Here is a 17,987-nt window from a genome sequence, read left to right as displayed (position 1 = left end):
ATCAGTCCTTCGTAGTGGTGTCGAGTACGGGGCGCGACTGCGTCGCGGTTACTGTGGCGGCGAGGCTCGCCAGCAGCTGCAGCCGTTGCTCGCTCGCCGAGCCGGGCTCGGCGGTGTAAATGAGGAACGAAAGGCCGGGTTCGGCGGTGAGCTCCAGACCTTCGTACGTGAGGGTGAGGTCGCCGACCTCGTGGTGGTGGAAGTTCTTCGTGCCGGAGCCGTGACGGCGGACGTTGTGCGCACCCCACCGAGTCCGGAACGCATCGCTGCAGGTGGACAGTTCTCCAACAAGGTCGTGGAGATGTTTGTCGTGAGGGTCGTGACCGGCTTCGGTGCGAAGGATCGCCACGGTGACATCGGCGGCCGCCTCCCAGTCAGGGTAAAAAGTTCTGCCCCGTTCGTCGAGGAAGCAGTATCGGGCGAGGTTTCCTTGTCCGGGCTCGTCGAAGACCTCGTCGTAGAAGGCGCGACCCAAAGTGTTGGTGGCCAAGATGTCCATCCGGCCGTTGCGTACGAACGCCGGGCCGTTCACGATCACGTCCAACGCACGGGTCAGGCTCTCCCTCGCAACCCAGGTCTTCGGCTTGCGCCGCCGTACGGACTGCGCGCTCCCGTTTGCGGCCCGGGCGAGATCAAAAAGGTGCTCTCGCTCGGCGTCGTCGAGCTGCAGGGCTCGGGCGAGCGCTTCCAGCACGGAGTCGGATACCCCGACGAGGTTGCCTCGCTCTATCTTGGCGTAGTATTCCGGGCTCACGTCCGCGAGCATGGCGACCTCGCCCCGCCTCAAGCCAGGCACGCGACGGTGCCCCGAGACGGCCAGTCCGGCCTGCTCGGGGCTGATATTCGCACGACGGGACATAAGGAACTGGCGTGCTTCGTCCCTGGTATTCATACAGACAACGCTATTCCGCCCAAGGCCCCAGAGGGAGTCCCCACTGGTACACCCTTCACTGGGGACTCCCTCCGCTGCCGCCGTGGCGGTGGAATAGAGGCATTCGAACAATGAGGACGGAGGAGAAAGACTATGAGCAACGAACAGCAGAGCACCGGTTGGAGCGGCGGGAAGAACGCCTTCGGCGACTTCGCCGAGGGCTTGGTGCACTACACCGACCGGGTCCTCTTCGATGAAGTGTGGGAACGCGATGATCTGTCCAAGAGGGACCGCAGCCTGATCACAGTCGCGGCGCTGACCGCCATGGGCAAGATGGACCAGCTGAAGTTCCACCTCGGTTTTGCCCGCCAGAACGGTGTCACCGACGAAGAACTCAAGGAAGCGCTGCTGCACTTGGCGTTCTACGCCGGCTGGCCCAACGGTATGGGCGCAACGACCGTGCTGAAGAACGTCATCGAGGACGAGAACTGAGCCAATACCGCTGCTTGGTATGACCAGACTAAGCCGTCGGAAACTGATCTGGGCGCCCCTGCCCGTTCCGGGGCAGGGGCGCTAACGCGCGCTTGAATCTAACCGCCAGATGCCCATTCCGACTCGCTCGGAGAAGTACCCGCTGCACCCCAGAATTGTTGTCAGGAGAGACATGAAAGATCCGCGCACACACCGCTTCCCGCACAGCCCCCCCCGGCTCGATGGGATTCTGGTCATCCACGTGCCGAAGATGCTTCTTCTCAGGTGGCTCCTAGTCGGGGTTTAGCTCTCCTTCGTTAAGTTCTGCCCATTCGAGGGTCGCAACCAAGTGTCCTTCGTTGGGGAGCGCTTGTCGTTCCGCCGGGGGGAGTTTGTCGTAGGCAGTGCCCATTCTGTATCGAGGACGACGCCAAGCGCGCCGTCCACGCCGGAGCTTCCCAAGCCGACATCGCCGAAGTCGTCATGGTCGCCGCCGCCCTCCGCGCCGTCGTGGGGTCACTCACCGATCGAAGACCACGAAGAGCATCGCGGAAGATGACTAGTAACTTCTCCGGAATAGCTGGGGACCCGATTCGTGAAACCGAAATAGCCCAATCCGGATCACTCCGAATCAGCTTCGCTAAATCATGTCGTGCCCACCCCTCCCATTCATGAAGAGGTGTAGGCCAACCACGACCTACCGAACGAACCACGAGAGGAACGCATAGCCCCAGCACAAAGCAGGCGGACGGCCCACCAGCCACGGCCCTGAACCCGCTCCCCCACATCTGAACAGGCCAACCGGCGGCCAGGCAACAGCCGGCACCAGATCAGAGGCTCCTGTCAACAGCTGTCAACACGTTAAAGCAAAAACCCCCTCTGACGAGGGGGTATGCCGTGCCCGAGGTGGGACTCGAACGGGATTCCGGGTACTGGTAACACTGGGAAGTGGCGGAAACATGCGGAATCCGGGGCAATCCGGCGGCTGTACGGGGAAGTCCGGGGCGGAAAGTGTGGACATTGTCCACACTCCTTTTGATCCTCTCGGTGGGTGCCGGAACGCCATCCATGGCCCAGAAAACGCGACGTACGGCGGTGAGGACGCCAAGTCACCGTGGCTACCGGAAGTGCCGACTGGGATCGTGTAAGAAGCCTTCATCAGACTTCCTCCCTTCACACCTTAATACGGATTTGGCCCACGGGCGACATGACATTGCAGAACCTCGCGAAGGGGCTCGCAGCCTGGGCACGACGCGACGCTCCTCGGTAACGGACCTTGCTCAGCAAGCAGTCGTTTGTTGACCGGGCCTCACATTGTCCTCGGGACAGCCCCGACGCAAGACCACCCATCATCAACTTCTTGTCCTCGACAATCTGCACCCACGTGACTGCGTTGTTCTTGGGATGAAGACACTGCTCCGACTCACTGCGAAACCAAGCCCATAGTGCGACGGCATTCTCGAACGATTCCGAAACTAATAGCTTCGGAATCTCCGGACCGGGCATCAAGTCTTACTCGGCCACAATAGATAGTCTTTCGCGTTCCGCTGCCACAACACGTCGCGCAATCTCAACCTCAGAGACGTCTACCGCGTCGGGAGCCTGCTTAGCGATAAAACTGTCCCGAGCGAACTCGTCAAAGAGCTGTCTCTTGTCCTTCAAGATGTCGCGGATGCGCTCGTCGACGCTATCTTCCGTAAGCAAGCGATGCACCTGAACCGTGTCGGTCTGACCCATGCGGTGAGCTCTCGCGATCGCCTGTGATTCCATCGTGGGTTTGATCTGCGGCTCGCAAATAACAACGACTGACGCCGACTGAATATTCAAGCCGACCCCGCCCGCAGTAATCTGCGCAACCAGGACGGCACCGTGCCCTGCTTGTGAGAAGCGGTCAACGAGCTTTTGGCGTTCCGCTGCGGGGAGAGATCCGGTGAGAGGGCCGAACACCTGACCTGGTAATAGCCCTGCGACCTGGTTCAGGACTTCTCGGAAGTATGAAAAGACGATAATTCGTCGTCCATTCGCTTCGGCCTCTTCTGCGATCTCAAGAAGTCGGCTTACCTTCATGGATTGCTCTGACATCATGGCGGCGCGTCGCATTAACATGAATTGGCCGTCCCTTACTGCCCCGCCGTAAGCCCGTTCATCGGAGGGTGTCATCCCCATCCAATCGTCTACCTCGACTACTTCGGGAAGTTCCGTGAGCACATCCTCCTGGTTACGACGTAGGTAGGCAGGGGCGACATGCTTGCGAAAAGCCGTGGCGAGATATTCAGGCGCTTCCTCCGCCAGGTCTGGGCGGATAAAGCCGATCAGGTTGCGGAACTCGGCAACGCTGTTTTCCAACGGCGTGCCAGTCATCAAGATCGCGTACTTCGTGGAACCGATGATCTCAGCGGCTGCAAGCGACCGCTTCGCCCTGGGATTCTTGATGTAGTGTGCCTCATCGACAATGACGCCCCCCAGCTCGATTGCGCCCAAGTACTCCTTGGTCCACGGCAGCAGATCGTATGTAGTGACGGCAACGCCGCCGTTCTTAACCCACGCCTTAGCCGCCTGGTTTCGCTCCCATAGTGTTCCGTGGAGGCGTGCGGCCTTCAGCGTGGTATGTCTTGCTGTCTCGCGTGTCCAGTTACTTACAACCGCGGCCGGACAGACAACGAGAAAATGCGATTGACCCCGTGCACGGAGGTGGGCGAGAACAGCAAGTGCTTCAACAGTCTTACCCAGCCCCATCTCGTCACCGATGACCACCTTTTCCTGTACGAGCGCGAACCGCGCACCGAAGCTTTGATAGGCGCGAAGCGAGGCGGTGAGATAGTCCCTCTTGAGTTCCTTGTGGCGCACTGCTTCAACGATCTCCTCCGGGAGATCGCCATGCATGCTCTTCTCGTCCTCGGTCATGAATCCAAGTTCAGTGAGCATGCCGAAGTAATCAGCGGGCCGGGAGAGGAAGTCGGTCCAAATGCCTGAAATACCGAAGGGAAGAAGGGTACGATTCAGCGCGTCGTTTAACACATCTGAAGCGGCTAGCGTGCCTAGATGAACCTCCCCTTCTATGATCACCAGAACCCCGACAGGCGCATGGCTACTCTTTTTCTTGAGGAATCGAGACAAACCCCGTGCCAGCGCCACTTCATCCTTGGTGGGACTGAACTTCCGTGCGTTGTCCCATCGTGCGAGCGTCTCTAGGAGGGCGGCAGTTGCTTTTCCCTTACGCTTCACATCGATTCGGACGGGTGTCTCCTCTCGCACAGCTTCGAAAAGACGTAGTGATGCCTGTGCGATTGTCTTCGCGGAAGCTTCACCAAGGCCGGGCAAAGACTTCAGTGAATACTTTTCTTGGAAGCGCAAAACGTCCCAAACATTGTTCAGCTCGTAGTCCTGCAACGGAGCTGTCCGAAGCGACCGCTCCGGAGCTGCTTTGCGTAAAACATCGAGATCCATCGCCTTCAGCGCATGGCTCACGTCTCGAGCTCGGACTTTGTCTGCCGCTGCGCGTGCCGCGGCAGCTGCCTCTTTGGTGGCATTCTCAGCGTTGATGATGAACGGGAGCTTCTCCCAAGCGTCCTTTAGTGATTCAGGAGGGAGCGTCTCGACGATCGTGTAATGGGCGGGTAGGTAGCTTTTAAGCCCAAGGGAGGTATCGAGTAGCTGATTGGGGTCAGTCGACAGATCACCGAGGTTGATATTCAGTCGGGAAAGTTGCGCCCTAACAAAGTTGGCAGCTTCGTACGCCTCCGGAATAACTTGGTGTGCGCGTTCGCATTTTCCTTCGCCGCCGCACTCCCATTCGGAGTTGAAGCCGTCAGCAACCGCCGCGACGACCCGGCTAGCCAATGCGACGGTTTCAGCCAGGAACTCGTCGTCCCTTTGTGTGAGAGCAAAGTCCCTAAGGACTAAGAGGCTGGGAACCAAGACGCCACTGCTCTCTCGCAGTGGAAGCAACCTCATGGCTGCGCGGCTGAACTTAATGGAGGCCGAGTCCTCAATCAGTTGCTCGACTGTAGCCTTCGCGTTGGCAAACGCATCCGTGCGGGTGTCCTGAATCTGTTGCACCAGTTCCGGCCAGACTAGGACATCTTGGTAGAGAGCTTCGACCTTCTCTCGCTCGTCCCTCAGAAGATTATCTACGCGCTCACGGGCCGCTATGAGCGCGGGCCCCTCATCTGAGGCCAACAGATTCGTGTGAGCCTGGCTCAGCAGAGACGCAGATTCATGGGCCGCTTGGCAGCCGTCCGAATCGCATGAGTTCGGGTCGATGAGGCGCCTAGCCTGCGAACCATGCTCTTCTTTGAGGTTTAGGACCGTCGCCGCAGCAGTGCTCTCGACCTCTGAAAGGCAGCCGGTGCGTGTCAGGGGCAGATGCTCCGCGACGTGCAACGCAACTGACGCTGATCTCCCCCACTCCTCAACGTCCGCCAATGCCGTGCTCAGCTGCCTCCGTTCATCCTTTATCTGTTCTTGTATGCAGTCACCGGCCGCGATAACTGCTTCCCCACCGCCCGAAGCGCACAAGTCCAGATATGCCTCATTTAAAAGCGATGCAGCTGCGTGAACGCCAGCACAGGACCCAGATTCACACCATGAGGGATCAAGGAGCTGACGTACCTCATGGCCGTGTTCAGCTACCACTTCTCGAATGGTTGCCGCCGCCATTCGCTCTCCTTCGGTGAGAGCGAATGTCTTCGTTACCGGAAGGTGCGTGGCTCCGCGCATAATGGCTGAGGCCGACCTGTCCCAGGATTCGAAGTCATCCAAGACCCTGCGAAGTCGCTTCAGCTCCGCGGATCGTGCAGTCTGAACCCGTTCGGCCACACTGAGTATGGGGTTCGTTTCTTGGGCGGTGAGTGAGGCGTGCAAAGTTGCCAGTCGGGCTGTTGCTTCGTGAGTCTTCGAGCACGAATGGCTTCTGCAACTCTCCTCCGCTGCGACGACGTCAGAATCCCCAGCATCTGAGTCGTAAGTCTGGATCAGAGCATCCATCGTGCGCGATTCGGACTCCGACAGCACCACCGCAGGACCGATCGTCATGTGCTCTGCGCTGAACTCGGCCTGTCTTGCGGCTGCCCGCCAGACCGCCAAATCTGCAAAGATCTGCGGAAGCCGGGAGCGCTCACGAGCAAGTTGAACAGAAACGCGGACTGCGGCAGCATTGATCCGCTCTTCAGTCCCGTTCTTGCGCCCTACATTCTGCGCTTGAAGCAGGATGGCAGTGGACTTGTGGGCCTCACCGCAAGCCCCAGCCGCACACCAGGACGGATCCAGCAGTTTCATCGACTCTTGGTGGTGCTCGAGAAGAAGCTGGACTTGAGCCAACCCAGCCTCACGTTCGTCAGCTCCGAGGGCCCCGTCTCGAGTGATTGGCAGATGAGACGCGTCGTTGAGCATCTGTGACGCCTTGTTTCCGGTTACCGTTAGCGAGTTCAGAATTCCGGCGAGATCGACGCGTTCAGCGACTCTGCGGGCTGTCAGTTCTTTGTGGAGCTGCTCAAGCCGTTGCGGGCCGCCGATCGAGCAATACCAATCCCGGAAGTAACCGAGTCGGGCAGTGGCATCCTGCGCGTTTCGGACCCTCTTGACGCTCGTGAGCCAGGTTGAGTGTGTTAGACGGCTAGCCTCGTCGAGATCGCCAGATTTGGCGGCCTCCTCAACCCTGGTCAACAAGTTCCAGTCCTCGTCCGCCAATTTGGCCGGCCCGGAAAATGGCAAGTGTTCAGCAAGCTGCCGGACTTCTTTGACCCACTGAATCCATCCCTGCACTTGTTCGATCAGCACGCTTATTTGTTCACGCTCGGCGCGCTTCATCGGACCCCCTGGCTGTATTCTTCAAGATGATTGAAGGTCCGACGCGAACTGGGCCGGTTGGATAGCATGTTACGCGAAGCTGGAGATAATCAATTGAAGTTAGAGGACTTGGCGCCGGGCCTGCAAATCACTGGCGTAGTGCCTCATGAGGTCGTGCAGGTGATTTTCGGCCAACCGCATGGTCGGGACGCAGTTGAGCTGACGTACAAGACATCGTCCGGGGGCTTGGGGCAGCGCGTAATGTTCAGGCGTGACGAAGAAACGCTTGCGATCTCAACTTCAGGAAGCCGCCCCTTCGACGCTTCTTCAATCGACTTCAAAACCGTCGCCGAGGCACAGCGAATAAAGCTCGCGGGCCTGTACGATCCCATGCTCGCTGTCGCGACGAGTAACGTACAACCACTTCCTCACCAAATCCGTGCCGTATACGGCGAGCTGTTGCCGCGCACCCCTTTGCGGTTCCTGTTAGCCGACGATCCAGGGGCCGGGAAAACGATCATGGCGGGGCTCTTCATCAAGGAGCTGATTCTTCGCGAAGACGTGCAACGGTGTCTCATCGTTGCACCAGGCGGCCTCGTTGAACAGTGGCAGGACGAGTTGTTCTTCAAGTTCGGTCTGTCATTCGAGATCCTGACCACGCCGATGATTGATACGAATCTGGGCCATGACATCTTTGACAATCACCCGCTCCTCATCGCGCGCATGGACCAGCTCGCACGCAACGACGACCTCCAGCAGAGGCTACGGAATAGTCAATGGGACTTGGCCATCGTAGATGAGGCGCATCGAATGGGTGCACACTACTTCGGCAACAAGTTGGAGAAAACCAAACGGTTCCAACTAGGTGAGCTGATCGGCGAGGTAGCTCGGCACTTTCTTCTCATGACCGCGACACCGCACTCGGGTAAAGAGGAAGATTTCCAACTTTTTCTAAGCTTGCTCGACAAGGACCGCTTTGCCGGTAAGAACGGCATCTCCGTGGACACCAGTGACGTCATGCGCCGGATGGTCAAAGAAGATCTACTCACGTTTGAGGGCCGCAAGCTCTTTCCGGAAAGGGTCGCAGAGTCTATCCCCTATGAGCTCACTGAAGTGGAGAATGACCTCTACGAGCTGGTGACCGATTACGTTCGTAACGGGATGAATCGAGCAGCCAAGCTCGACGGCAAACGTCGTAACACCGTCGGCTTTGCATTGACCGTTTTGCAACGGAGACTTGCTTCGAGCCCCGAGGCTATCCACCGCAGTCTGGTACGTCGAGCACAGCGGCTGGAGCTCACTAAGCGTGGCATTGAAAACGGCACCTATCGCGAGGACCGCGATGCCCTCAGACCCGACCGCTACAAGTACCTAACTTCGGATATCGATTATGTCGAGGTGTCCGCTGAAGATGTTGAGGAATTCGAAGAGAACCTGGTTGATGCTGCGACGGCCGCAGAGACCATCGTCGAGCTGGAATCAGAGATTCTCGAGCTCGAGTCACTAGCAAAGGTCGCGATGGAAGTACGCAACCGCGGGGAGGACAAGAAGTGGTCAGAGCTTCGCTTGATCCTCGAGGACAACGTCATCCCACTGGATTCCAATGGGAAACCACGCAAGCTCATTATTTTCACCGAGCACCGAGACACCTTGAACTACCTAATGGAGCGCATCACGCAACTGATTGGCCGCCCGAAGGCTGTCGTCGCGATCCATGGCGGCATCCGGAGGAACGATCGACGAGCGATAACCGAGGAGTTCACTAAGAATCCTGACTGCCAAATAATGTTGGCAACGGACGCAGCTGGCGAGGGTTTGAATCTCCAAGCTGCACATTTGATGGTCAATTACGACCTGCCGTGGAATCCAAACCGCATCGAACAGCGCTTCGGGCGTATTCACCGCATCGGACAGACTGAGGTCTGTCGACTATGGAACCTCGTTGCCGCAAATACGCGGGAGGGTGAAGTCTTCACGGCCCTACTTAACAAGATTGAAGAGCAGCGAAAAGCCTACGACGGGAATGTTTTCGATGTCCTTGGTTCGGCTTTCGCAGACACCCCCCTTCGGGAACTGCTGATAGAAGCCATTCGCTACGGTGAACTACCTGAAACCAGGGCACGTATGCACCAGATTATCGACAGAAGCGTCTCCGAAGGGTTGGAAGAACTGCTCAACGAACGTGCCCTAGCCAGTGAACACCTGTCCGACGCCGATCTTGCCAGCCTCCGAGCGACGATGGATGCAGCTCGAGCTCGCCGCCTTCAGCCTCACTACATCGAACTGGCGTTCAAAGAGGCCTTCACCCGATTTGGCGGCAAAATAGCAAGGCGAGAGAAGGGCCGCTACGAGATCGCTTATGTACCGTCCGCGCTTAGGAACGGCAAGTACGGCCCCGTCGCCTCGAAATATGAGCGCGTGACTTTCGATCTGAGCCGCGTACACAACGAGGGGGGAACCACCGATCTGCTGGCACCGGGTCATCCTCTCCATGACTCAGTGATGGACCACGCAGTCACCACTTTGGCCGGCGTCCTCAACCGAGGCACAGTACTCGTCTCCGCTCGAATAGAGTCGCCTCATCTCCTAGTGGGAGTTGTCGAAGAGATCGTCGACTCACTGGGCGCATCGGTCGCTCGCAGATTCGGATACGCCTACGTGAGTGAGGACGGCAACGTAACAGCCGCAGGTCCCGCTCCCTACCTTGACTGCACGGCGGCCCCTGACATTGCCGCCGTTCGACAGGCGAAGGCACTACCGTGGCTCCACAGTGCAGAATCAAACGCAGTTAGCTGGATCATCGAAAACGAACTGCCCAGCTACCTTACTTCTATCCAGCCTCGCCGATCGGCTGAACTCGACAAACAACGCGGGTTAGTCGAGGCACGCCTCAAGTACGAGATCGAACGACTTCTCGCCGAGGCGGTAGCCGCAGCCGAGCGGGAAACCCTTAGGGAAAAGCCGAAAGAATCCTCGGAGAGCTTGAGCAGAAAGGCCACGGACCTCCATACACGACTCGAACGTCGGCTCGAACTCATCGACCAACAAAGCAAGATGTCCACCAAATCACCACTAATCGTCACAGCGGCGCTTGTCCTTCCCGCGGCGATGCTCGATTCCGATGTTCCTTTCGAGGACAGAACAACAAGCGACCTGCCATCAACGTCTGTTCAACGTCGCAGCATTGAGCTCGTACTCACGCAGGAGCACGCAATCGGGCGGGTCCCAGAACCGCAAGAAAGCAACACCCATGGCTACGACATCTTGTCAACCGACCGTCTATCCGGTCAGACCTACCGCATCAAGGTCATCGCGCATGTCGCTGAAGCGGTCGAATTCTGGGTCACACACAATGAGATCGTCACGGGTAAGAACGCAAGCCCTCACTATCGCCTCGCTCTCGTGCGACTTGATCCAGGCGCTTCAACGGGCGGCGACGTCCGCTACCTCGACGACCCCTTCGCAAACATTGACCTAAACGATTTCCAGGCAACAGGGCATGCCACGGACTGGAACCGTAATTGGACGAACGCGAAAGTACCTTTCTGACAATTAAATAAAGTGGAACTCAACTGGCGCTCCGTTTTATATAGGCAGGAGCCGTACTTATTGGGAGCTCTTCAGCTTCGTGGCAAGTCCCTCACTCAGTACGTAAAGGAAGAAGGCCGGGACCTAAACCGGCGGTTGCGGCCGCAGCACTGTCTAATGCAGTTTCGACGACCAGACTCACGGAACGGGTCGGCCGGCCTGGCGCAAATAAACGGGGTTAGATCGTTGAACTCACTTGGGTTCCTTCAAGGATCCCCTGCTTTTAGAACAGAGTCTGGGGCCTCGCCTACTGATCCACGAATTCAGGGACTTTCTCACTAGAGGCAGACGTTCCCGCACGTTCGGGCGCTTCGTCGCCTGGTGAAACATTTGCCGGGGAAGAATCGGCGTTCTCATCCTTTTCAACATCCCAGCTCTCCGGCGCAGGCCCGAGAACTTTCCGTGCTGACTTCACCACGACCCAGCCAAACAGGCCGTTGCCCCCGCCACCGATGGCCGCTCCGATCATGAGCGGCACCTGCTTGCCGAGAACGAGGATTCCCTGCTTAGTGCCCCACTTCGTGATGAAGCGTGGACCGAGCACCTTGTTGGCTGCATCGATCGCCGCCATTGGGATCGTCTGCACAACCTTCTTCCCCCAGTATGGAGCTGCACGCCCGATGACCTTCTCAAGAACTTGCGTCGATGCCGAGTTTCCTACCAGTACGCCCGTAACGAGCAGTCTGCGTCGCTCGATGTCTTCCAGGTCAAGCCGGTGAATCTCTGCGACAGAAAGCGTGTAAAGCACAGACGCCTCGAGGTAGGTCAGCAGGTCTGCCAGTGCCGCCGGCACCTGCACGAACCCGTTCGGAACTACGGCCGCCGCTCCAGCACCGACTCCGGCGGCGGACACCGTTCCGATGTACCACTTGTTCATGTAGGCGATCAGTTCCGCAGGCGACTTGTCCGGATGAACCCGCCGCAGGCGCGCCACGTTAGCCACGGCAACCGGCTGCTGACTGTCGAGCGCCTTGTTGAGTCCCGCTTTGATCAGAGCCTTCGGATCGAACTTCTTCATGTCTGTCACAAGAGGATTATCCACTATCACGATCATGCTGCCGGAAGACCACCAATCTTCGTCTCCAGTGTTGCTTCACGGGCCGGAGAGCTAAGCAAGGCCGCCGAGGTCGCCCGTAAGCACAAGCTCAATTACCGCCTCAGCTTCGGTACCGAGATGGATGCGGGGACCAGCTTAACAAACCCGACTTGTAGTCATCGCGAGTACCAAGTTCAAGGCCATTCTTCGAAGCCCAGTGCTCCCAGCGCGCCCGTCCATGAACCGCAACAAGGCAAGGCGATCACCCGACCCGCGTGTTCGTTCTTGGGGCTCGCCATCGGACATCATGACCAATGCGGGAGTTAGGACTTTTGACTGGTCCGCATATGGACCTCAATCAAGATACATGTCCAGAAAATCAATGATGCAGAGCTGCCCTGTCCTCAAAAGCGCTTTTTTCTGACGTAGAGTCAGCAGCGCGGGTACAGCGGAGGATTCAAATGCCACCGAAATCTCCCTCTAAATCCTTCGAATGCACATTAGGGTCATAGGCATAGCTGACAACTGTGGCATTCCCCTCGCTGTCTTGTAACCCCATACCTTCCAGTTCGAAGACACCGACGCAACCGCTAATCCCCTCACAGAAACGGCATTGCCCGCCAATTGCTAAACCGTCGAATAGGCCCTCCCTACCTAGCCACAGTCGCTTGCAATCCGTGGGGCTCCAGACAGGTCGATGAGTTCGGCAAACTCGGAGTTGGTGAGCACAGTGAGTGCGAACTCCTTGGCTTTTTCGCTTACTGCGTCGTCCCCGGTCACAACACACCACTGCGGAGGCATGAGAGTCTGGTCGTCGTGCTCCTGGCCCTCCAAAGCGCATGCAACGACCAGCGGATCAGCGTTACCGAGATTGGCGTAAAGGTTTATGAGGCGCGTGTCGGCCGGGGGTATAGACGCCATAACTTCTGCCAGTATCCGGAGCACCCGCGGGGTCGTTGGATGGACGTTGTTTTGCAGCGACTTGATGTCAGGGAATCCCTGGGACTCTTGCAGCACCGCCTCTGGTATGACTGCGTTCTCTTGGAAATATTTGCTGGCTCGTCGCTTCCGTCCAAGTTGGCTAAGCGCATTAGTGTCGATGACGTACCGTCGCCCGAATGCACTCATCGGAGCACCCTTCTGAGGTCGTCGATTTGAGATGGTTTGAGATGGTTCAGACAAACCGCTCGGCAGAACTCCCCTGGTGAGATGCTACGTTCGTCAAGCGCGTCCAGCATGCGTCGATTGAGCTCCCTCCCGTTGTACTTGTTAACGGCATTCTCAGGGCGGATCTGGTTTCTGGGGCCGCCTTTGGGGCGGCTCCGGAACTCCTCTCGGAACTCCCCAAGGTATTCATTCGCTGTAGCTGGGTTGATGATCCCCAGTCGCATTGCGCGAACAGTTGCGGCACTAGGTGTTACCTTGAACGTCTCCGAGGCGTTGTGCATATCGTTGAGGGATCTTGGCCCTAACGCTAAGAATCGTTCGCCAGGCATCAGCATGGCGCCGGCGATATCGTACTCACGCCCAGGCTCCAAAGCGGCGGTGCCACCATCCCAAGTCATTGGAGCAAAGATTCGTCGGGCTATGAGTACGGTCAGCAGCGCAAGCGTGAAGATGGTACGACCTGCGGTTTCCTGGTCGTCACGGTGATCTCCACCCGCCAGAAAAATGTATGGAACTTTGTTGTCTCGAATCGTCAGGCCACTGAACTGCACGTGCGTCAAGCGCTGCGGCATGTAATGCTGAACACTCCGCGAAACCAACACTTGGTTGGCCTCGAGACGCTCAATCATCATTTCTAGCGCCTTGTCCTTCGTCCTGCACGCACGAAGCGATTCATGTGTGAGGCCTATAGCAGACATAAGTCTGCCCGCGTCCGCCTCCACGGATGAACCCGCGTCACGGAGCACGCCCACGATTTTGTTACGTTGAAGAGACTTGTCGTGTTTCCGAACTAGCTCCTGCTTTCGGATCAAGTCCTTTACGATCAGCTCAACGTCCCGTAAATGCACCTTAGAGCGAGACCCAATCGAGAAAGTGTCTTTGCTTAGTCCTGCAAGCAGCTTCTCGGACTTCTTCTTCACCTGGTCCTGTACCAGCTCGTATGGAGCGAAGAACAGCGAATAAGGGATTTCCCCCTTGTCGGCCAGCCAAAGGAGGTCCTGGAACTTGATTCGTCCAGAACCAAGGGCTTTCTCAAACCCCTTGTAAGTTCCGGCTACCGAGTTATCGAGAAGTTCCCTGAATACAGCCTCTTCAATTGGAACGGCATCGCCATCCAGCAGGACTTCAATCGCCATTACAGGGCGCCCCGCGCAGCCACGACGCCGGGCCGGGCCTTCGGACCGGCATGGAAGCGGAGTTGCAATTGCCAGCACGGCGCAACCCTTTCATGCCGCGAATAGCCTGACAGAGATTCCGGTCGCCTAGGTGCCTGCTCACAGCACGCATTTCGCGGAAAGCTCTCCCTCAAGGTAGCTCGATGAAGCTGTCTTAGTTCCCCCACAGTTGCCACTCTTTATGACCCTCCTCGTTACCAAACAAATTACAAGGTTCGCGCCAATCGATGCGTGCATGACACCAGCCTCAGCTGCGCCTGGGTGAAAGATACAAATAGTCCACCCCATTGTGACTGCAGTGCGGACGTTTCACATTCGACTGGACGGCAAGGGATCCAATGGTCGAAGTGGTAAGCAACTGGCACAGCACTCGCGGCTCGGACGTAGTTTAAGGTCATTTGTGACTGAATCTTGATCGCTCCGAAGAACGACCCATGCATAGCTGAGTGCAACCTCGCCCGGTTGTCCAATTAGCAATCACAATCGGGGACGAAGCGCTTTACGACCAGCGTCATGAGCTTTCCTGGTGAGCCTTCGTGGACGCTCGCTCGCTCAACTGACAGAATGCGCTCATGGCCTCCGCTGCACCAGACCAGAACACCATTGATTCACTCCTGACATCCCGTTCCGCCCCGGACATGTCGATCGCCGAGGAGATTAGACCGCTGATCGATCAGATGCTCGGCGATGGGTACTCCATCTTGGATCCGAGCCTCCGGATATGGACTCCGGAGAACGCCGAAGAGATCCGGGCACGCGTCGAGGATAACCCGATCGGCACGCGAGACAACCAGTGGGAGAAGCTGGACCAACAGCTGGCTGGAGCCTCCCGGGATGCAGTTCTTTTGGCCGCGGAGATGGTGTTCCTGCGTGGCCACGGACTCAGGACGGCCCGGCCCGAGTCTCGTCGGGCCAATGTGGAGCGTGTCCTTTCCTACCTGGAGGAGCCGTTCGAGATCACGGAGCCCATGGCATCCTGGCTGGCCCGGCCGGCAAGCACTGCTGGCTTCAATCCGGGCCCATGGTACAACCACCGTCTCTGGATACACCTGCCGTGGCTCTGCCACTTCGTCCGTCATTGGGCGTCACTCACTGAGGTCCAGCGGGACTCAGCTCGCCGCGACCCGTGGGAGCTGCAGCGCGTCATGTTGGCCTCGGGACGTGACCGCAGCGATATTCGCAACGCCTTGCAGTTCTTCGTCCGACCTGACGTCTTCGAGCCGATCTCCGCAGCCACCATGAAGCAGGCGATCCGGGCAGGGCTCGGAGCCTTGATCGGTGGTTCCACTGAGTCCGGCCCTGCAGCGCTGGACAGAGACCTCTTCTCCATCCGTGCAGCCCTCGCCAAGGAGGTCACCGAGCCCTTCCACTTCTGGAGTGAGGGCGTGCACGAGCGCTGGGAGCCGAAGTCCGGCTCTGTCGGGACGGATGAGCTGAATGAGCCGCGGCGCCGGCACTACTGGATCTACTCCCCCGGTGCGCGGGCCTCCGAATGGGGGGAGTTCTCTCAGACAGGCATCATGGGCATCGGCTGGGACAGCCTCGGAGACCTCTCCGATTACACCGACCGCGAATCCATCCGCGCCGCCCTGGACGTCGACGGTACCGGCGCTTCGAACAACAATGCCGTCCTTGCCGTGTGGCAGTTCCAGAACGAGATGACCGAGGGCGACATCGTATATGCCAAGCGGGGGCGCCGGGAACTTGTTGGCCGGGGCGAAGTCATCTCCGAGGCTACCTACGATCCCGACCGTGGTTCATTCCGGAACGTCCGCTCGGTTCGTTGGACTCACAACGGTTCCTGGCAGCACCCGGGCGACGCTGCCACCAAGACCCTGACCGACGTCACCGCGTATCGGGACTACGTGGCGAGGCTCGAAGCGCTATTCACCGACGAGGACGCCGACGAAGTGCCATTGGCCGAGTCCTCCGTCGAGCTGCCGCCCTACGATCGGGATTCCTTCCTGAGCGACGTCTACGTCGACGAGGCCCAGTACGAACGCCTGCACTCCGTGCTCACCCGCAAGAAGAACATCATCCTGGCCGGCCCACCCGGCGTCGGCAAGACCTTCACCGCCAAGCGCCTGGCCTACGCGATGATGGGCGTGAAAGACCCAGACCGCGTCCAGACCATCCAGTTCCACCAGTCCTACTCCTACGAGGACTTCATGATGGGCTACCGCCCCACAGAGGCCGGTGGTTTCACCCTCACCGAAGGCCCGTTCTACCAGTTCTGCGAGCAAGCCCGGGACGACAGCGAACGCCCTTACTGCTTCATCATCGACGAGATCAACCGCGGCAACATCTCCAAGATCTTCGGCGAACTGCTGATGCTCATCGAAGCCGACAAGCGCGGCCACCAGCTGCGACTGCTGTACAAGAACGAGACCTTCTCCGTCCCGGCCAACGTTCACATCATCGGCACGATGAATACGGCCGACCGCAGCTTGGCCGTCCTGGACTACGCCCTGCGGCGCCGCTTCGGCTTCATCGAGATGCGCGCCGGCTTCGAATCCGAGGGGTTCATCAGGTGGATGGCCAAGACCGAGAACCCCAAGCTAGGTCATCTCGTGGATACCGTCCTTGCCTTGAACGCGGTGATCGCCGGGGACCCTGGCCTGGGCGCCGGCTTCGTCATCGGCCACAGCTACCTCTCCGGCACCGCCGAAGACGCTCGCAATGACTCCTGGCTTTTCTCGGTTGTCGAGGATGAGGTGATCCCGCTGCTGCAGGAGTACTGGTTCGATGAGGCGGACAAGGTCGAAGAGTGGGCAGACAAGCTGCGGGCCTGCCTCGCGTGAGCAGGTCCATCCCCATCCGAAACCTGTACGTCATGATGGCGTACGCATTCAGCTCCCTCAGGAGCCCCGGGCAGGACCGCTTCGCCACCGAGGACTTCGAGTGCTTGCACGAGCTCTTCGCGGCCATCCTCATCGACGGCGTCTCCCGGCAGGTCAAGCGCGGCCTCCAGCACGGCTACGTCACCTGCCGTGAGGAACTCGCGACCGTTCGTGGCCGCATCGACGTCACCCGCACCGCCACTCAGAGGTCCCTGACCCGCGGTCGACTGGTCTGCGAGCACGATGAGTACGAGCCCGACACCGCCCACAACCGGGTTCTCAAGGTCGTCATGACCCTGCTAATCCGGCACGGTGCCGTCTCGCGCGGCCGCACGGCGGAACTGCGGAACCTCCTGCCCTACTTCACCGAGGTGCGCCTCATCGACCCAGCCTCCATCAGGTGGAACACCCTGACCTACCACCGCGGCATCTCCGGCTACCGGTTGTTGCTGGGCATCTGCGAATTGGTGGTCCGCGGCCTGCTTCAGGGCCAGACCGGCGGAGACACCATGCTCGCCGATTGGCTGAGTGATGAGAAACTGCATGACCTCTACGAGCGGTTCCTCCGTAACTACTTCATAGTCCACCACCCTGAGCTCAAGCCGGCCGCCACAGCCGTCGCCTGGGACCTCGATCCCGACTTCTCGCCCAAGTCATTCCACCTGCCGCAGATGAAGACGGACCTGGTACTCCGCGGCGCAGGGAAGACCCTCATCGTGGACGCCAAGTTTTACGGGAAGAACCTGCAGGTCAGCCGCTTCGGTAACGAGTCCGTCAGTAGTGCCAACCTCTACCAGATCCTCAGCTACGTCCGGAACGAGGAAGCCAAGACCGGCGGCACCGTCGGAGGCTGGCTGCTCTACGCCCGCACTGACGCGCCCAGCCAACCGGACTTGGACGTCACCATCCACGGCAACCGGATCCTCGCCAACACCCTGAACCTGAACCTACCCTGGGAAGAGCTCCGAACTCAGCTGGAGAACATCGTCACTGAGTTCTGGCCAGCACCAGCCACCACACCATAAAGGGCCCGGAAGCACCAGGCCCGATGT

9 protein-coding genes are annotated in these 17,987 nt (G+C 58.7%); 4 read left to right on the top strand and 5 right to left on the bottom strand.

The features are described from left to right. Window position 1: 1 nt before the first annotated feature. A complete protein-coding gene (locus CGK93_RS10995; RefSeq protein WP_089594852.1) occupies window positions 2–892 on the bottom strand; it encodes a helix-turn-helix transcriptional regulator in 891 nt (296 codons plus the stop codon). Window positions 893–1,024: 132 nt separating this feature from the next. Here CGK93_RS10995 and CGK93_RS10990 point away from each other — a divergent pair, with 132 nt between their 5' ends. Further along, the gene (locus tag CGK93_RS10990; RefSeq protein WP_089594851.1) at window positions 1,025–1,363 is read left to right on the top strand and encodes a carboxymuconolactone decarboxylase family protein; all 339 of its coding nucleotides are present in this window, start codon (window positions 1,025–1,027) and stop codon (window positions 1,361–1,363) included. Window positions 1,364–2,854: 1,491 nt separating this feature from the next. Here the strand turns inward: CGK93_RS10990 and CGK93_RS10980 are convergent. Continuing rightward, the gene (locus tag CGK93_RS10980) at window positions 2,855–7,150 is read right to left on the bottom strand and encodes a DEAD/DEAH box helicase (RefSeq protein ID WP_089594849.1); all 4,296 of its coding nucleotides are present in this window, start codon (window positions 7,148–7,150) and stop codon (window positions 2,855–2,857) included. A 66-nt stretch (window positions 7,151–7,216) separates the two neighbouring features. Between CGK93_RS10980 and CGK93_RS10975 the strand changes: the two genes are divergently transcribed. Beyond that, complete coding sequence (locus CGK93_RS10975) at window positions 7,217–10,678, top strand: helicase-related protein (protein ID WP_232481611.1); 3,462 nt, start codon at window positions 7,217–7,219, stop codon at window positions 10,676–10,678. Between the two features lie 286 nt (window positions 10,679–10,964). Here CGK93_RS10975 and CGK93_RS10970 read toward each other — a convergent pair whose 3' ends face one another. The 3 genes from CGK93_RS10970 to CGK93_RS10960 all read right to left on the bottom strand — a co-directional run bounded on the left by CGK93_RS10970 (window position 10,965) and on the right by CGK93_RS10960 (window position 14,056). Further along, on the bottom strand, window positions 10,965–11,744 hold the full coding sequence (locus CGK93_RS10970; RefSeq protein WP_198318424.1) for a hypothetical protein: 780 nt from the start codon (window positions 11,742–11,744) through the stop codon (window positions 10,965–10,967). 663 nt (window positions 11,745–12,407) lie between these two features. After that, window positions 12,408–12,881, bottom strand: a complete 474-nt coding sequence (locus CGK93_RS10965; RefSeq protein WP_089594848.1) for a hypothetical protein — start codon at window positions 12,879–12,881, stop codon at window positions 12,408–12,410. Further along, entirely contained in the window at window positions 12,878–14,056 is a 1,179-nt protein-coding gene (locus CGK93_RS10960) for a hypothetical protein (RefSeq protein WP_089594847.1), read from the bottom strand. The genes CGK93_RS10965 and CGK93_RS10960 overlap by 4 nt, the downstream gene beginning before the upstream one ends. A gap of 611 nt (window positions 14,057–14,667) precedes the next feature. Here CGK93_RS10960 and CGK93_RS10955 point away from each other — a divergent pair. Continuing rightward, window positions 14,668–16,896 (top strand): AAA family ATPase, encoded by a 2,229-nt coding sequence (locus CGK93_RS10955; protein WP_089594846.1) that lies wholly within the window; start codon window positions 14,668–14,670, stop codon window positions 16,894–16,896. Between the two features lie 32 nt (window positions 16,897–16,928). Then, complete coding sequence (locus CGK93_RS10950; RefSeq protein ID WP_089597389.1) at window positions 16,929–17,960, top strand: 5-methylcytosine restriction system specificity protein McrC; 1,032 nt, start codon at window positions 16,929–16,931, stop codon at window positions 17,958–17,960. Window positions 17,961–17,987: the final 27 nt, after the last annotated feature.

The sequence above is a fragment of the Arthrobacter sp. YN genome (assembly GCF_002224285.1).
GTDB lineage: Bacteria > Actinomycetota > Actinomycetes > Actinomycetales > Micrococcaceae > Arthrobacter.
Note: the sequence above shows the minus strand (reverse complement) of the source record. Positions and strands in the feature narration are given on the sequence as shown.

What these genes read in the sequence shown, in the direction of transcription:
- CGK93_RS10990 (WP_089594851.1), top strand. Translation starts at nt 1,025, where the DNA reads ATGAGCAACGAACAGCAGAGCACCGGTTGGAGCGGCGGGAAGAACGCC.
- CGK93_RS10955 (WP_089594846.1), top strand. Translation starts at nt 14,668, where the DNA reads ATGGCCTCCGCTGCACCAGACCAGAACACCATTGATTCACTCCTGACA.
- CGK93_RS10975 (WP_232481611.1), top strand. Translation starts at nt 7,217, where the DNA reads ATGTTACGCGAAGCTGGAGATAATCAATTGAAGTTAGAGGACTTGGCG.
- CGK93_RS10950 (WP_089597389.1), top strand. Translation starts at nt 16,929, where the DNA reads ATGATGGCGTACGCATTCAGCTCCCTCAGGAGCCCCGGGCAGGACCGC.
- CGK93_RS10995 (WP_089594852.1), bottom strand. Translation starts at nt 892, where the DNA reads ATGAATACCAGGGACGAAGCACGCCAGTTCCTTATGTCCCGTCGTGCG.
- CGK93_RS10960 (WP_089594847.1), bottom strand. Translation starts at nt 14,056, where the DNA reads ATGGCGATTGAAGTCCTGCTGGATGGCGATGCCGTTCCAATTGAAGAG.
- CGK93_RS10980 (WP_089594849.1), bottom strand. Translation starts at nt 7,150, where the DNA reads ATGAAGCGCGCCGAGCGTGAACAAATAAGCGTGCTGATCGAACAAGTG.
- CGK93_RS10965 (WP_089594848.1), bottom strand. Translation starts at nt 12,881, where the DNA reads ATGAGTGCATTCGGGCGACGGTACGTCATCGACACTAATGCGCTTAGC.